Here is a 16684-nt window from a genome sequence, read left to right on the forward strand (position 1 = left end):
CTCCTCAGGCCGGGATGTCGAATTCGCTGACCGGCCGCTCCGGGGCGTCGGCCGCGGCGGCCAGGACGTCGGTGAACCGCCGGGCCATGGCTTCGGCGGTGCCCCGGTCGAAGAGGTCGGTGGCGAAGATGAGGTTTCCGTCCAGTCCGGCGGGGAGGCCCGCGGCGTCGAACCGCTCGTACAGGTGCATGTTGATGTCGTACGCGATGAACTTGTGCTCCATGGGCACGGGCTCCGCCGTCAGACCGGGCAGATCCAGGGAAGCTCCCGGGGTGTTGTGCAGGACGAGTTTGACCTGGAAGAGGGGCGGGCAGGCCGCCGGCCGGTCCGGGGCCAGCTCTTCGACGAGCCGCTCGAAGGGCAGGTCCTGGTTGTCGTAGGCGGCCAGGGTGTGTGCACGCGCCCGCTCCAGCACTTCGGTGAAGCGTGGATCGCCGGACAGGTCGTGCCGGATGACGAGCGTGTTGATGAAGATGCCGACCAGGTCCTCCAGCGCGTCGGCGGTACGCCCGGCGACGGCCGTGCCGACAGGGATGTCCTTGCCCGCCCCCATCCGGCTGAGCAGCAGCGCCAGAGCCGCCTGCAGCACCATGAAGACACTGGCCGAGTGCTCACGGGCCAGCGCCACGAGGCGTCGGTGCACGTGGGCGGGAAGGTGTACGGGCACATCGCCGCCCCGGCGGGTGGCGACCTCCGGGCGCGGCCTGTCCCTGGGCAGCGGCAGTTCCGCCGGGGCCCCCGCCAGCCTGTCGCGCCAGTACGCCATCTGGCGGCACAGCGGGCTGTCCGGGTCGTTCTCGTCACCCAGGAAGTCGCGCTGCCACATGGTGTAGTCGGGGTACCGCACGGGCAGGGGGTCCCACTGCGGCGTGCCTCCCTCGGCCCGGACCGCGTAGGCGGCCGAGAGATCCCGGCCCAGCACATGCTCGGACCAGCCGTCCGCCGCGATGTGGTGAACCACCATCAACAGCACGTGCTCGTCCTCGCGCACCGCCAGCAAGTGGGCCCGCAGGGGCATTTCGGTGCGCAGGTCGAAGGCGTGACCGGCCTCCCGCTCCAGGACCCGGTTCAGCGCGTCGTGATCCGTCACGTCGAGCATCGGCAGGCTCAAGGAGAAGGCTTCCGCGGCGATGACGTGCTGGCAGGGCTCTCCGTCCACGAACGGGAACACCGTCCGCAGCGGTTCGTGCCGGGCCACGACGTCCAGCAGGCCCGCTTCGAGCGCCTTGCGGTCCAGTCGTCCTGTCAGGCGCAGGGCCATCGTGATGTTGTGGCGAGTGGGCCCTGCCAACTCGTCCCGTAGCCACTCCTGGGCGAACGAGAGGGGGATCGTCTCCGGACGGGCGCGGGCGACCGGCGCCGGGCGGTTGCGACGGGACGGGTCCAGGGCCGCGGCGAGCGAGGCCACCGTGCGCTTCTCGAACAGATCGCTGATGCTCACCTCGGCGCCCAGCTCGGAACGGATCCGCGAGACCAGCCGGGTCGCGAGCAGCGAGTGCCCTCCGGCGGCGAAGAAGTCGGCGTGCACACCGAGCCGCTCGTCGCCGAGCAGCTCGGCCCAGAGCGCCAGGAGACGGGATTCGCGCGCGTCGCGGGGCGGGGTGGTGTCACGCTCGCTGCCCGCCGGCCGGGTGCCCACGGCCGACAGGGCCCTGCGGTCGACCTTCCCGCTGCCGGTGAGGGGCATCGCGTCGAGCCGGGACCACATCGCCGGGACCATGTGCGCCGGGAGCCTGCGCGCGGCATGGGCGGCGATCTCCGCGGCGTCCGGGCAGGCGTCCCCGGCCGCGACCAGGTGGGCGACGAGCCGTCCGTCCTGGAGGGTCACGGCGCACTCCCGCACCTCGGGATGGCTCCGGAGCACGGCCTCGATCTCGCCCGGCTCGATCCGATGGCCCCGCAGCTTGATCTGCGCGTCGGTACGGCCGAGGAACTCCAGGGCGCCGTCCGGCCGGTGCCGGACGAGGTCGCCGGTGCGGTACAGCCTCCGGGTCGCTCCGGCGTGGTCGGTGTGCTCCACGAAGCTTTCCCCGGTCAGCTCGGGCGCACGGTGATAGCACGTGGCGAGCCCGGCGCCGGAGAGGTACAGCTCGCCGGGTACGCCTTCGGGAACGTACTGCCCGTGGCGGTCGAGGACATGGACTCCCGCGTTCGCGATCGGCCGTCCGATGGGCACGGTGCCTTCGCCGTCCCCGGAGCACCTCCAGTGCGTCAGGTCGGCCTCCGTGGGGCCGTAGATGTTGTGCAGCTCCGCCGGGAGCACGGACCGGAACCGCCGTTGGAGCGCGTACGGGAGTGCTTCACCGGCGCAGATGACACGGGTCAGCCCGGTGCACCGGGAGGCTGCCGGGTCCTCCAGGAACGCCTGGAGCATGGACGGCACGAAGTTCACGGTCGTGACGGACTCGGCGACGATCAGCTCGGCGAGGTAGGCGGGATCACGGTGGCCGCCGGGCCGGGCGACGACCATGACGCCCCCGGCGAGCAGCGGCCAGAAGAACTCCCAGACGGAGACGTCGAAGGTGGCGGGGGTCTTCTGCAGCACCGGCTCCCCGGGCCGCAGTCCGAATTCCCGCTGCATCCACAGCAGTCGGTTGGCGATCGCGCCGTGGGAGACGAGCACGCCCTTCGGCTTGCCGGTCGAGCCGGAGGTGAAGATCATGTAGGCGCCGTCCTCCGGCGCCACGTCGCCCTCCGGCGCGCCCGGCGGGCAGGTGAAGCCGGGCTCCTCGGCGTCGTCCGGGCCGATGACCGTGATCCCGGACGCGGCCACGTCCTCGCTCCACGGCGCGCGGGAGACCACCCAGGCCACGGCGGAGTCGGCGAGGATCTCCCGCAGCCTCCGCACGGGGTGCCCCGGATCGAGCGGGGCGTACGTGGCGCCGGCCTTCAGCACCGCGAGCAGGCAGACCGGCAGGTCCGGCGAACGGTCGAGGGCGACCGCGACGATGTCGCCGCGCCGGACTCCCCGGGCCCGCAGCAGGTGCGCCAGCCGGTCGGCCCGCCGGTCCAGTTCGCGGTACGTCAGCCGCTCCCCCGCACAGCGCACCGCCGTGGCGTCGGGGGTCCGGCGCACCTGTTCCGCCACCAGGGCGTGCAGGACATGGGGGCGGTCGTACCGCTCGGCGGTGTCGTTCCACTTCTCGAACCTGCGGTGCTCGGGCACCGACAGCAGGTCAGTGGCCCGGAACGGCTGTCCGGCGTCGGTGGCCAGGGCCGCCAGCGCGGTGGCGTAGTAGCCGTGTATCCGGTCGATCTGCCCCTCGTCGAAGCGGGCCGCGTCGAATCGCAGCCCCAGTCCCATCGCGTCCTCGGTGCCGTGCTGGACGAACTCGGCGCCGAACGGGAAGTGCGTGTCCGCGACGGTCCGCTGGTCCTGGACCTCGACCGGTGTCCGCTCCGTCAGCGAGCGCTCGATGTGGAAGTGCGTGTAGTTGAAGTACGTTTCGAAGAGCGTGGGCGAACCCGTCTGCCGCACGATCTCCGCCAGCGGATACCGGCGGTGGTGCTGGATCCGCCGGTCGAGTTCCGCGGTCCGGGTGACGAGGTCCCGCCAGCTCCCGTCGTCCAGCCTGCCGCGCACGGGCAGCGTGTTGAGGTACAGGCCGAGGACCCGGTCGCCGTCCTCCCCCTCGATCCGGCCGTTGTAGACGACGCCGGTCACGACGTCGTCCGCTCCGCTCAGCAGGCTCATCACCCGCAGGTGTGCCGCCAGCAGCACGGTTCGCAGGGGCACGCCGCACGCACGCGACAGCTCCCGGAGCCCCTGGCCGACCTCCTGGGGTATCCGGCGTCCCACGGTCCGCATCACCGGATCCGCATCCGTCTCGGCGCCGCCGTTCGCCCCGCCCTTGGGCAGCGCGGCGAACGTCGCGCCCTCCAGTTGCTCCGCCCAGAAGCGGCGGTCGGCTTCGCTCCGCAGCGACTCCTGCTCCAGCCGTACGTACTCGGCGAAGCGCGGCGTGGGAGGAGGCGAAGCCTCCAGGGGGTCGCCCGCGGCTCTCCGGCCGTACCCGCGGAGGAGTTCGACGAAGAGGGAGCGCTCGCTCCATCCGTCGAGGACGGCGTGGTGCTCGGTGACGAAGAGCTGCACCGTGTCCTCGGTACGGCGCTGCACATGGAACCTGATCAGCGGCGGCGACTGCCAGTCGAACCGGGCGGTGCGCTCCTGGCCGAACCTGTGCTCCGCGGACCGGTCGAGTGCGGCGTCGGGGAGCCCGCGCAGGTCCTCGAAGGTGATCGGCGGCCGCACCTCCCGGTGCACTAGCTGCAGGGGCTGCCCGTACCCGTGCGGCCGGAACGAGGTGCGCAGGATGTCGTGCCGCTCCAGCAGCGCGGCCACGGCATCGCGCCACGCTTCCTCGCTGTACGGCGCTCGCAGCCGGTACGTGGAGACGTTGTGGTAGGCCGCGCCCGGTTGTGAGGGGTCGCTGTGGAAGCACATCCCCTCCTGCATCCTGGTCATCGGGTAGGCGTCGTCCAGGCCGCTCGGCAGGGCGGCCCGGTCGGCCGGGGCGACCAGGGAGAACGGCGCGCAGGCCGCTGCTTCCCGCGGAGCGTTCCCGCCGGCGGACGCGACGAGCGAGCGGACCGTCTGGTGCTCCAGCAGGTCCTGGAACTCGGCTTCGAGCCCGGCCTTGCGGGCCTGCGCCAGCATCCGGATGGCGAGGATCGAGTCGCCGCCCAGGGCGAAGTAGTTGTCGTCGATGCCCACCTCGGCCACGCCCAGGACGCGGGACCACACCTCGGCGAGCGCCTTCTCCCGGTCGTCGCGCGGGGCGGCGAACGCCGGGGCGGCGGCGTCCCGTCCGACGCTCGGCTCGGGCAGTCGCGCGCGGTCCAGCTTGCCGTTGGCGGTCAGCGGAAGCTCGGGCAGCAGGGTGAAGGTGGACGGCACCATGTGCGCGGGAAGGCTGCGTGCCGCGTGGGCCCGCAGGGCCTCGGAGCCGGTCTCGTCCGCGGCACCCGCGCGGGCCGTGACATAGGCCGCGAGCCGCGGGTCACCCTCGGGGCCCGGTCGCAGCACCACCACGGCCTCGTGGACCCCCGGATGGGCGCCGATGACCGCCTCGATCTCCCCCGGCTCCACCCGGAAACCGTGGAGCTGCACCTGCGAGTCGGCCCGTCCGCGGTACTCCAGGTCCCCGTCGAGCCGTACCCGGACCAGGTCACCGGTGCGGTAGAGCCGCTCCCCGGCGGCCGCGGCGCCGGGGCCGGGGTGCGGGACGAAGCGTTCGGCTGTGAGCCCGGGGCGGTGGAGGTACCCGGGGGCCAGGCCCGCGCCGCCGACGTACAGTTCGCCCGTATCGCCCCTCTCGACCGGGCGGCCGCGCGCGTCCATGACGTACGTCCGCAGACCGGGAAGGGGCTCGCCGATGACGCTGTTGCCCGCGCGGACGTCGGTGAGCGTGATCCGCCGGTAGGTGGCGTGCACCGTCGTCTCGGTGATGCCGTACATGTTCACCAGCCGCGGTGCGGCGTCCCCGTGCCGTGCGCACCAGTCGGCCAGCCTTCCCGGGTCGAGCGCTTCGCCGCCGAAGATCACATACCGCAGGGCGAGGTCGTGCGCCTCCCCGGCTGCTTCGCTCCGCGCGAGCTGGTAGAAGGCGGACGGCGTCTGGTTGAGCACCGTCACGTGCTGCTCGCGCAGCAGCCGCAGGAACGCCTCGGGCGCGCGGCTGGTCGCGTAGGGCACCACGACGAGCCTGCCGCCGTGGGCGAGCGCCCCCCACATCTCCCACACCGAGAAGTCGAACGCGTACGAGTGAAAGAGGGTCCACACGTCCTCGGCCCCGAAGCCGAACCAGTGGTCGGTGGCGGCGAAGAGCCGGCTGATGTTCCGGTGCGGCACGGGAACGCCCTTGGGGCGGCCGGTCGAGCCGGACGTGTAGATCACGTACGCGGGGTCGTCGGGCCCCGCGCCGCCGGGCACCGGCCCCTGCGCACGCCGCCCCCGCTCCCCCGTCTCCTCCAGGTCCACGACGGTGCCGTCGAACGCGCCCCACCACCGGGGGACTTGGCCCCCGACCAGGAGGGTGGCCGTCCCGGAGTCCTCGGCCATGTACCGCAGCCGCTCCACGGGGTACGCCGGGTCGAGCGGGACGTAGCACCCGCCGGCCTTCAGGACACCGGCGAGCGCGACCACCAGGTCGGCGGACCGCTCCAGGCTGACGCCGACGAGCACGCCGGGCCCGACTCCCCGCTCCCGGAGGCGGTGCGCGAGGCGGTCGGCGCGGGCGTTCAGCTCGCCGTACCCGAGGTGGACGCCGCGGTCGGTCACGGCGACGGCGTCCGGAGTACGCGCCGCCCAGTCGGCGAGCCGCTCGTGCACCGGGCGCGGTCCGGCGCCGGAGGTCTCAGGCGTACTCATGGAACCCCCTCCCGGTCTTGCGGCCGAAGTGGCCCGCCGCCACCAGGTCGCGCAGCGCGGGCGGGGGTGTGTAGCGGTCGTCGCCCGTGTGCTCACGCAGCACGGTCAGGGTGTCGTCGACGTTGTCCAGGCCGATGAGGTCCGCCGTGCGCAGCGGGCCCATCGACTGGCCCAGACACCGCTCGAACAGCGCGTCGGTCGTCGCCGCGTCGGCCTTGCCCTCGCTCACCGCCGCTGCGGCTTCGACGATCGTCAGCATCATGACCCGGTTGATGACGAAGCCCGGCCCGTCCCGCACGACCAGTTGCCGCTTGCCGATGCTCTCCAGCAGGCGTGCCGTCAGGTCGAGCGTCTCGTCGCTGGTTCCGGGCGCACGCACCACCTCGACGGTGTCCTTGAGCGGCGCGGGGTTCATCACGTGCAGCCCGATCACCTGGCCGGGACGGCCGGTACGGGCGGCGAGCCCGGCGATCGGGATCGCGGAGGTGCAGGACGCGAGGACGGCGTCCCGCGGGGTGCGGCGGTCGAGTTCGGCGAAGATCTCCTCCTTGAGCGGCTGCCGCTCCGTCGCGCACTCGACGACGAACCCGGCGTCGTCCAGCGCGTCCAGGCGCTCCGCCCATCGCACCCGGTCCGGCGCCTCCGCGCCGGTGGTCCGGCTTCCGCGGCCGAGGAGGGCGGCGAGGCGGATACCGTCCTTGATCACGCCACGTGCCCGCCGGGCCGCGGCGGCGTCCGGTTCCACCACCGTCACCCGGTACCCGGCCTGTGCGAAGGTCTGCGCCACGCCGCTGCCCATCGTCCCGGCGCCGACGACGCCGACGCGTTCCGGGAGGGGTCGGAACCTGCGCACCTCGGTCATCGCATTCCTTCCGTGGCCGCGCGCGGTGCCGGGGACTCCAGCAGCGGGGATATCGGCCGGTCGGTGTCGTCTGTGTCCGCCAGGGCCCGCAGGATCTCCTGGTAGGCGCTGATGAACGCGGCCGCGGTGTCGGCCGTGAAGAGTTCCGTGCTGTATTCCAGTCCCGCGGTCACGTCCGGCCGGTACTCGCGGACGCTGGTGACCAGCGTCAGGTCGAGCTTGGCGGTGCGGCCGGGCATGCCCTCGAAGCGGTTGATCGTGCTCTGCTCCTCGTCGAAGAAGGCGCGGTGGGTGCTGTCGGGCAGCTCGTACCGGGGCAGTTCCTGGTGGACGAACGAGACGTCGATGAGGGGGTCCCGCCCGGCCTCACGTTCGACTCCCAGCGCGCTGACCACCCGGTCGAAGGGGATCTCCTGGTGGTCCATCGCCTCCAGCACGGTCGCCCGGGTCCGGCGGAGGAAGTCGCCGAGGCCCGTCCGCGGCGGCACGGCACAGCGCAGCGCCACCGTGCTGTTGAAGTAGCCGAGCAGATGCTGGAGCGCGGGATGGTTGCGCCCCGAGGTGGGGGTGCCGACGATCAGGTCCCGCTGCCCGGAGAGGCGGGCGAGCAGCAGGGTGAACGCGGACAGCAGGACCACGAAGAGCGTCACCGACTCCCTGTCCGCCAGGGCCCGCAACCGCGCCACGACGGGTTCCTCGACGGTGAACGGCATCATGTCGCCCGTGTACGACTTGCGGGCGGGCCGCGGGTAGTCGGTGGGCAGTTCGAGCCGGGGGGCGTCGTGCAGGATCTTCCGCCAGTAGGCCAGCTCGTGGTCGAGGGCGGAGCCTGCCAGCAGGCGACGCTGCCAGAGCGCGTAGTCCCGGTACTGGACGGGCAGGGCGGGCAGCCGGGCGGCCCGCCCCTCGCGCCGGGCCGCGTACAGCTCGGGCAGTTCGCGCCGCAGGATGCGCGGAGCGCCACCGTCGTTGACGGCGTGGTGCGTGGTGAGCTGCAGTACGTGCCGCTCGGGCGCGACCCGGATCAGCAGAACCCGCAGCAGCGGTTCGGCGGCCACGTCGAAGCAGTGCTGCGCGGCCCGCGTCACCAGCTCTCTGGCGGCCGCGTGCGGGTCAGGGGTGTCCGAGACATCGGCGAAGGTGAAGAAGTCGCCGGGGTCCGGACGGATGTGCAACTCGGGAACGCCGTCGACGGACACGAAGTTGGCCCGGAGCGTCTCGTGCCGCATGGCCAGGTCGTGCCACATTCCGCGGACGGCCGCGACGTCCAGCGGGCCGTCGAGCCGACTGACCGTCGGCTGGTTGTAGAGCGTGGTCCGCGGGTCGATCTGGTGGTGGAACCACATGCGCTCCTGGCCGAACGACATCACGTGCTCGTCGACGGGCACCAGTTCCGGCCGGGCCGGCGGGGCGGCGGGCCGCGGCGCCGGGGCGGCGGACGGGGCGGTGGACGGGGCGGTGGGCGGTCCGGACGAGGACAGGACGAACCGGGCGAAGTCCTCGATCGCCGGGTACTCGTAGAGGTCGATGAGCCGGTGCCGGACCCCGAAGCGTTCCTCGACCCGGTTGATCACCTGGAGGGCGATCAGCGAGTTGCCGCCCAGCTCGAAGAAGTCGCTGTCCGGCGCGGGTGCCGGGACGTCCAGCAACTCGCTGAGCATGTCGCAGAGCCAGCCGGTCGTCGTCTCGGCGTCGGTGGGCGCCGACCGGGCCTCGTGCCCGTCGGCCGTTCCTGCGGAGCCGCCCGGCGGGCTCCTGTCCGGCGCGGCGGTCTCCGGCACCCGCTGGGCGGTGCGCGCCGAGGAGGGCCGGGGTATCCAGCAGGTCGTGGTCTCCATGGGGTGCCCGGGCAGCCGTACGCGGCTGAGCCGGGGGGCGGCGGGCCCGAGCGCCGCCCAGTCCAGGTCCGCTCCGGCCTCGTACAGCGCCCCGGTCACCCCCAGCAGGTCGCCGTCGCCGGGGGCGATGGTGTGGCCGCGCACGCGCGAGTCGGATCCGAACCTCTCGTGCAGCATGACGCCCAGGCTCCCGCCCGGGGTGAGGTCGACGAAGACGGCCGGGCCCGCGTCCAGCAGTTCGCCGATCACCTCGGCGAGCCGGTCGGGGTCCGCGGGGCCGGGGTCCTTCCCGGCCTTCAGGTCCGCGGTGTCCGACGGCGTGAGTTCCCCGCGCAGGTACCTGGCGAGATACCGGGAGACTCCCGCACCGATGACGGCGTCGGGGCGGATGCCCCGGCGGCGCAGTTCCGTGACGGCGGACAACTGGGCGGACAGCGCTCCGGCGGCGGCTCCCGTGGCGGGCAGCTCGGGCGGGAGGCCCGCCGGCCCGGTCACGGGCCCCGGCGCTCCGGGGGACAGCAGGAGGACCACCCGCGGCGGGCGCTTCCGTGCCGGGGCGCCCCGGCCGGGCCCTTCCCCGTCGCGCGCGCCCGCGAGCCAGGTGGCCTGGGCCGCGAGCTGGAGGGCGAGCGAGTCCGTCGACTCCGCGGTCACGCTGGTCCGGTGCTCGTAGTGCGCCCGGCCGTTGTTGAGGGTCCAGACCACGTCGTCGAAGGGCTGGGCGCCGTCGCGCAGGGCGACCGCGAGGTCGGCGCAGAGCCGCGCCAGCGCGGTGCGGGTGCGGGCCGAGATCCCCACGAGCCGGGGCTCCCTGTGCGGCCCGGACCGGTCCGCGGGGCCGGACCGGTCCGCGGCCTCGGGGCGTACCACCGGCTCCGGCGTCTGCTGCACCACGCAGTGCGCGTTGGCACCGCCGAGGCTGAAGGAGCTGACCCCGGCCAGCCGCTCCTCCACGTCCCACGGCCGGGCCTCGGTGAGCATCTCCAGTCCGGCGGCCCGCAGATCCACGCCCGGGGCGGGGCCGGTGAAGTGCAGCGACGGGTACAGCTCGGCGTTCCGCACGCTCAGCACGGCCTTGACGAGGCTCGCCACCCCCGCCGCGTTGTCGAGGTGGCCGACCGCGGACTTCACCGCGCCGACGGGCAGCGCCCGCGAGCGGCCCCGGAAGACCTCGGCCAGCCCTTCCAGTTCCACGGCGTCGCCCAGGGTGGTGCCGGAGCCGTGCGCCTCCACGAACCCGGCGTTCTCGGGGGCCGTTCCGGCCGCGCGCCATGCCTGCCGGATGACCTCGGCGTGGGCGGCGGCGCTGGGGGCGCTGATGGTGGCGGCGGCCGCTCCGTTGTGCCGGGCGGCGATCCCGCGGATCACCGCGTGCACGGGGAGGTGCTCGGCGCGGGCCCGCGCCAGCGTGGTCAGCAGCAGGGCGGCGCCGCCCTCGCCCCCGACGGTGCCGTCGGCCGCCGCGTCGAAGGAGCGGCAACGGTCGCTGCTGGACGCCAGCTCGGCGAACCCGCCGACCTGCTCCCGCAGTACGCCGTCGGGACGCACGCTGGCCCCGCCGGCCAAGGCGAAGGCGGCGTCTCCGGCCGCCAGTTCGCGGCACGCGAGCCGTACGGCGAGCAGGGATCCGTTGCACCCGCTGTCCACCGAGTAGCACGGACCGTCCAGGTCCAGCGTGTGCGCGATCCGGGCCGGCAGGCCGAACGGCGCGTTGCCCAGGGCGCTGATCACGTCGGACATGTCCAGGCGGTCGCCGTAGCCCGAGGCGGTGGCGCTGAAGACGACGGCCGTGGACTGCCCGCTGAGGGCCGCCGGGCTCATCCCCGCGTCCTCGACGGCCTGGTGGGCCAGGGTCAGGGCGAGCCGGTGCTGCGGGTCGATCAGCGCGGCCTCCCTGTGCGTCAGGCCGAAGAATCCGTGGTCGAAGCCGTGGACGTCGGCCAGGTACCCCATGGGCAGATAGTCCGCCGTCGGATCCAGCCCCGTGGCCACCGCGCGTGCCTCGGGCATGCCGCGGACCGCGTCGTGCCCCTTCCAGAGGTTGTTCCGGAAGGCGTCCAGGTCGTCCGCGTCCGGGAACCGCGCGGCGATCCCGACGATCGCGATGTGCGAGTCCTCGTTCGGACCGGTCCCCTCGTTCATACGTCCCTCCCCGCGGGCACGGCCACGCCGGAACCGGGCTCGGCGGCCCCGCCGTCCGTGGCCTCGGCGAGCAGCGTCACGTGCGCCGCCACCGTTTCGTGGTCGAAGAGCCACCCGAGCTGTACGGCCCCGGGCCAGCGCCGCTCGTACGCCGCGTGCAGCGCGAGCAGCCGGTGCGAGGTGCCGCCCAGGGCGAAGAAGCTGTCCTGTTCGTCGAAGTCGGCATGGCCCAGGACGGCGGCCCAGAGCCCCGCCACCTCCCGGTGGCGCTCGGTCGTCCACCGGTCCGGATCGGGGTCCGGGACGGTGGCCGCCGCCGGGTGCCGCGCCCGCAGCGCGCCTTCGTCCGTCTTGCCGTTGGCGGTCAGCGGAACGGCCTCCAGCTCGACGAACCTGCCGGGCACCGCCTGCGGGATGAGCCGCTCGGCGCAGTACGTGCGCAGTTCCCGCACCGTGGGGCGGGGCGCGTCGCCCGACGGCGTCCAGTAGGCGATCAGCACCGTGGCCTCCGAGTCCGCCGCCCCCGCGCCCTCCCGGGAGGCCAGCACGACGGCCTGTCCGACGGCCGGGTGGCTCTCCAGCACGGCGGCGGCCCCGTGCCGCTCGACCCGGACGCCGCCGACCTTGACCTGGCCGTCCGTACGTCCCCGGAACTCCAGCAGGCCGTCGGCCGTACGGCGGGCCAGGTCGCCGGTGCGGTACATGCGCGTCCCGGTCGCGAACGGGTCGGGGACGAAGCGCAGCGCGGTCTCCGCGGGGCGCCCGGCGTATCCGGTCGCGAGCTGGTCGCCGCCCAGGTACAGCTCGCCGACCGCGCCGGCGGGCACCGGATCGAGCGCGTCGTCCAGGACGTACGCGACGCTTCCGGCCGTCGTGGTTCCCATCGGGACCGACTCGGCGGGCGTCCCGGTCACCTCGTGGGCGGTGACCGCGACGGTCGCCTCCGTGGGGCCGTACTCGTTGCCCAGGCGGGTGCCGGGCAGTGCGGCGCGGTGCCGCTCCACCAGCGAGGCGGGGGTCGGCTCTCCGGCCAGGATCATCAGCCGCAGATGGCTGTCGGCGCCTTCGAGGTGGGGCAGCATCTGCCGGTAGAAGGACGGCGTGGTCAGGCACTGCTGTGCCGCGTGGGCACGGAGCAGTGCCGCCACGCGCTCCGCCGAGGGAAGTTCACCGGCGTCGGGCAGCACGGCGGTGCCTCCCGTGCACAGGGCCAGGAAGGTGAGCATCAGCGAGCCGTCGAAGGACAGCCGCAGGGCGGAAAAGGCCGTGAGGCCGGGTTCGTACGGCCGGGAGGCGATGAGCGAGGCGAGCCCCCGGCGACTGATCATCACGTTCTTGGGCGGGCCGGTCGTGCCCGAGGTGGAGATGAGATACGCCGTGGCCCCTGGTGGCGGAGGCAGCGGGAGCCCCTCTCCCGGCCCGTCGTCGCCGGGCTCCGGCGGTGTCCCGGACGTGTCGTCCAGGTCCACGAGAAGCGGACGGCCCGGGGTGTCCGGGGAAACCGCGCGCACGGCGTCAGGTGGGGTCTTCGCGTCGCAGCCGTGGAAGACGAGCGCCGCGCACCCGGTGTCCTCGATCACCGCACGCAGATGTGCGGCGGGGTGCGCGGGGTCGGCCACGCACCAGGCGGCACCGGCCCTGAGAGCCGCGATCATGCCGACGACCAGCGACAGTCGCTGCCGTTCGTGGAGCACCACGACGTGACCGGCGCGGACTCCGGCCCGCCGCAGGCGTCGGGCCAGCTCGGCGCTGCGCCGGTCGAGTTCGCGGTAGGTGAGGCTCTCGGCGCCGACGGCCGCCGCCGTCCGCCCGGGCACGCACCGGAACTGGCGTTCGATGAGTTCCATCACGTCAGTCGGCTCGCCCGGTGCCGGGGGCGCGTACGGTGCCTGCCCCGCGGCATCGTCGACGAGCTTGACGTGCCCGGTGTGCGGCGCCTCCTCCTCCGTCGCGAGGAGGAGCATGGGCTCCGATTCCGGCTCCAGCGCCCGGAATCCGGAGAAGCGCAGCGTGACGAGCATGACGCGGTTGACGTCGGTGACGGCGAACTCGGCGAGGGGGCGCAGCCCGGCCGTCCGGGCGCGCCCGTTGATGAGCTGGATGAACGCGGCACCGACGCCCCGGGACATCACCCGGCACGACATGAGCAGCAGCCGCAGCACGCTGTCCTGGCCGCGCCGTTCGGAGACGGAGAGCCCGATGGTGCCGTAGTCCCCGAAGCGGTCGCGGAGACCGGCGACCAGTACCTCGTGATCGGGCGAGGCGATCAGTTCCCGCAGCTCGGCCATGCTGTACACGAGGCCGGTGGTGTTCAGTTGGTGCGTTCTCACGGTCAGTTCGTGGGCGCGCGCCAGATCCTCCGCGGTGGCCCGCCATACGCGCATCTCCAGGCCGAGCGAGGCCAGGAACTCCTCGCGGGATCCCGCGTAGGCGGACTCGCTCTCCTTCCGGGCGCGTTCCGTGCGGTACAGCTCGGCGCGGTCCGCGGACTCCGCGGTGTCCACGGACGGCGTGAACTCGGCACGGTCGTGCAGCCCGGCGAGGTCCTCGGGCTCGTAGACCCGGACCTCCGGCAGCGCGTGCCGGACCTCTGCCCGCTCCAGGGGGTCGTTGTCGACGAAGGCGATCGAGTCGGTGCCGATGTTCAGCTCGCGCGCTACGCGCCGCACCGATTCGGACTTGTCGCCCCAGCCCACGCACACGACCGAGAACCGGTCGTACAGGCCGTGGGCGCGCAGCTTCGCGGTGGCCAGCTCGTGGTCGCCCCGGCTGGCCACGGCGTGCAGGATGCCGCGCCGGCCCAGTTCGGCCAGGGCGCTCAAGGCCTCGGGGCGAGGGACAACAGTGTCGTTCTCCAGGATCACGCCGTCCCAGACGGTGTCGTCCAGGTCCCAGACCAGGCACTTCACCACCGAGGTCATCATCGTCCCTCCATTCGTGGCGGCTTGCTCATGGCTTCCGTCGTGCGGCGCACCAGCCAGCTACTCCACGCGGCCACGGGGCTGCTGTTCATCACCAGTGCGTGGGTGCCCGGCGCGAGCGACTCCGCCGCGTCGGTCATGTTGATCAGGACGTCCACCGGGCCCAGGTGCCCGTAGCGGGCCAGGTTCCGCCGGCAGACCGGGTCGATGGTCACGCCCAGGGCCTCCTCCCAGAAGCTGAAGGCGCTCCCGGAGAGGTTCTGCATGAGGTGGGACGCGATGTCGGCGGGCGCCAGGGCGTGGGAGCGGAGCAGCTCCGCGTTGAGCGCGGCGAACTCCTTCCGGCTCCGCACCGCGAGGCGGAACGTGTAGTCCGGCTCGCTGGCGCACTCCTCCACCCAGTCGCCCGACGGGAGGTCGCGGTAGTCGATCCGGAACAGGTCGGCGAACGCCCCGTCCGTACGCAGGGTCTGGTCGACCAGTTCGAACGGGCCCGCCTCTCCCGTACCCGAGGTGAGGAGCACGGCGGCGGCGCCGTCCCCGATGACGGTCATCGGCGGGCGGTACCGGGACTGCGCGGCGGCCTTGGAGGTGGCGACGACCAGGACCCGCCGGAAGCCCGGCATGCCCCGCAGCAGTCCGGTCGCCAGGCTGAAGGCCGCGGACACGGAGACGCAGCCCAGCTCGCCTACGCCGGACACGAGCGCCCGGTGGGCGCCGATGCGGTGCTGCACCCGGGTCGCCTCCGAGGCCATCAGGTACTGCGGAGCCCGGCCCTGGACGAGCAGCAGCGCGTCCAGGGAGGCGGCGTCGGTGCCGGTCTCGCTCAGCACCGCCTCGGCGGCGCGCACCGCCAGGTCGGACTCCGTGAGGCCGTCCGCGCTGCGGACCGAGTCGATGCCGAGGGCCCGGGCGTGCCGCTGCCGGGACTCGGGCAACTGCTCGCGGTCCACCAGCTTCTCCAGCGGCCGGACCGTGTCGGGGTACCAGGCCCCCGCACGGCTCACGGTCACGGGTGCGGTCGCGGCGGTCACCGGGGAGCGTCCCCGGCCGACGGCGTATGGGCCGCGAGCACCCGGTCACCGATCGCCAGTTCGGAGATCTCGTCGGTTCCCTCGATGATCTGCATGATCTTCGCGTCCCGGAAGAAGCGGGCGACCCGGCTCGTCCCGCCGCAGCCCGCCGACCCCAGCAACTGGACCGCGTCCCGGCTGACGGCCGCCGCGGCGGTGGCCGCCGCGTACTTGGCCGTGATCGTCGCGGAGATGGCTCCCGGGTCCTTCGACTCCCGCAGCTCCGCGGCACGTTCGCAGAGCGCGGCAGCGCCCTCGGTACGGGCCTGGAGGCGTCCCAGCGCGGCCCGGACCGTCGTGTGCCCGGACAGCGCGGTCCCGCCCTGTCTGCGCCGGGCGACGTGCCGCGCCGCCTCGGCCAGGCTCCCCCGTGCCATGCCGACGCAGCCCCAGGCCACGGTGTGCCGCCCGTGGTCCAGCGCGGTGCCGACCGTGTGGGTCAGGCCGAAGCCGGCCGGGCCGATGACCTCGCCCGCCTCCACCGGCACGTCGTCGAGGGTGACGTGGGCGAGCCGGGCTCCCCGCAGGCCGAGGGCGTCCCGCACCGGTTCGCGGCGCACACCCGGGGCATCGGTGGGCACGAGCACCGTGGCGGGCCCGCCCGGGGCCCTCCCCAGGACCAGGAGCACCTCGGCGTCCTGGCCGAAGGTGACCCAGATCTTCCGGCCGGTGACCCGGAATCCGCCGTCCCGCGGCTCGATCCGGGTGACGACCGCGCCGAGGTCGGTGCCCGCCCCCTCCTCGGTGGCGGCGAAGGCCGCGAGTGCGGCGCCCGAGGCGAGCCGCGGCAGCCAGCGCTCCCGCTGCCCGGCGTTCCCCCACCGGCGGACGGCCGCGTTGACCATGCCGCTCACGGTGAGCAGGGCGCGTAACGAACCGCAGACCGCGCCGAGTTCGGCGGCGACGCGGCCCACCTCGCCGTCACCGGCGCCCGCTCCCCCGTACTCCGCGGGAACGTCCAGGCCGAGCAGGCCGATCCGGGCGGCCTCGTCGATCACGTCGCGGGGGACGCCCGTCCCGCTGTCCCACTTGGAGGCCTCCGTGGCCGCTGTCGCGAGCAGGGAGTCGAGGCCGGGCAACGTCATGTGCTCGCCTCTTCCACGTCGGCGGGCGCGTGCTCCGCCTGCTTGCGCAGCACGAAGTCCGCGATGCGGTCGACGGTGCGGAAGTTGTCCAGTTCGAGGTCGTCGACCTCGACGGACAAGCCGTATTCCCGCTCGACGTGGACCACGATCTCCAGGGATCTCAGGGAGTCGACGAGGCCGCGGGCGAAGAAGTCTTCGTCCGGGTCGACGAGGACCCCGGTCAGCGTCCGGAGGTGGCTTCTCAGCTCCTCCACGAGCTCGTTCCGCCTGGACACAGTTGTGCTCCTCTCTGTGGGAATCGAGCGGTCGGCCGGGGATCGGCGCGGCGCGGTCACCGTTCCGCCCGCTCGACGCCGGTGACCGCGCGTCCCGTCCTCCGCGGAGGACGGGACG

Annotated in this window: 7 protein-coding genes; all 7 read right to left on the bottom strand. The window is 73.6% G+C overall.

All coding sequences use genetic code 11. From position 1 onward, the window contains the following. Positions 1-4 precede the first annotated feature (4 nt). From ABD343_RS39985 to ABD343_RS40015, 7 genes are read right to left on the bottom strand one after another with little or no spacing between them, the layout of a single operon-like run. Complete coding sequence (locus tag ABD343_RS39985; RefSeq protein WP_344535721.1) at positions 5-6370, bottom strand: amino acid adenylation domain-containing protein; 6366 nt, start codon at positions 6368-6370, stop codon at positions 5-7. Continuing rightward, positions 6357-7232 carry a 3-hydroxyacyl-CoA dehydrogenase family protein gene (locus ABD343_RS39990; protein ID WP_344535722.1) on the bottom strand — a complete coding sequence of 292 codons (876 nt, stop codon included), beginning with the start codon at positions 7230-7232 and terminating at the stop codon, positions 6357-6359. Before ABD343_RS39990 ends, ABD343_RS39985 begins: the two co-directional genes overlap by 14 nt. Then, a complete protein-coding gene (locus tag ABD343_RS39995; RefSeq protein WP_344535723.1) occupies positions 7229-11212 on the bottom strand; it encodes a condensation domain-containing protein in 3984 nt (1327 codons plus the stop codon). The genes ABD343_RS39990 and ABD343_RS39995 overlap by 4 nt, the downstream gene beginning before the upstream one ends. After that, positions 11209-14136: an amino acid adenylation domain-containing protein gene (locus ABD343_RS40000; protein ID WP_344535724.1), complete on the bottom strand. Its 2928-nt coding sequence runs from the start codon at positions 14134-14136 to the stop codon at positions 11209-11211. The genes ABD343_RS39995 and ABD343_RS40000 overlap by 4 nt, the downstream gene beginning before the upstream one ends. Then, entirely contained in the window at positions 14133-15167 is a 1035-nt protein-coding gene (locus ABD343_RS40005; protein WP_344535725.1) for a 3-oxoacyl-ACP synthase, read from the bottom strand. Before ABD343_RS40005 ends, ABD343_RS40000 begins: the two co-directional genes overlap by 4 nt. Further along, positions 15164-16291, bottom strand: coding sequence for an acyl-CoA dehydrogenase family protein (locus ABD343_RS40010; protein WP_344535727.1), 1128 nt, complete (start codon positions 16289-16291; stop codon positions 15164-15166). The genes ABD343_RS40005 and ABD343_RS40010 overlap by 4 nt, the downstream gene beginning before the upstream one ends. Next, positions 16288-16566 carry an acyl carrier protein gene (locus tag ABD343_RS40015; RefSeq protein ID WP_344535729.1) on the bottom strand — a complete coding sequence of 93 codons (279 nt, stop codon included), beginning with the start codon at positions 16564-16566 and terminating at the stop codon, positions 16288-16290. Before ABD343_RS40015 ends, ABD343_RS40010 begins: the two co-directional genes overlap by 4 nt. Positions 16567-16684 lie beyond the last annotated feature (118 nt).

Source organism: Streptomyces albiaxialis (genome assembly GCF_039530985.1).
Classification (GTDB): Bacteria; Actinomycetota; Actinomycetes; order Streptomycetales; family Streptomycetaceae; genus Streptomyces; species Streptomyces albiaxialis.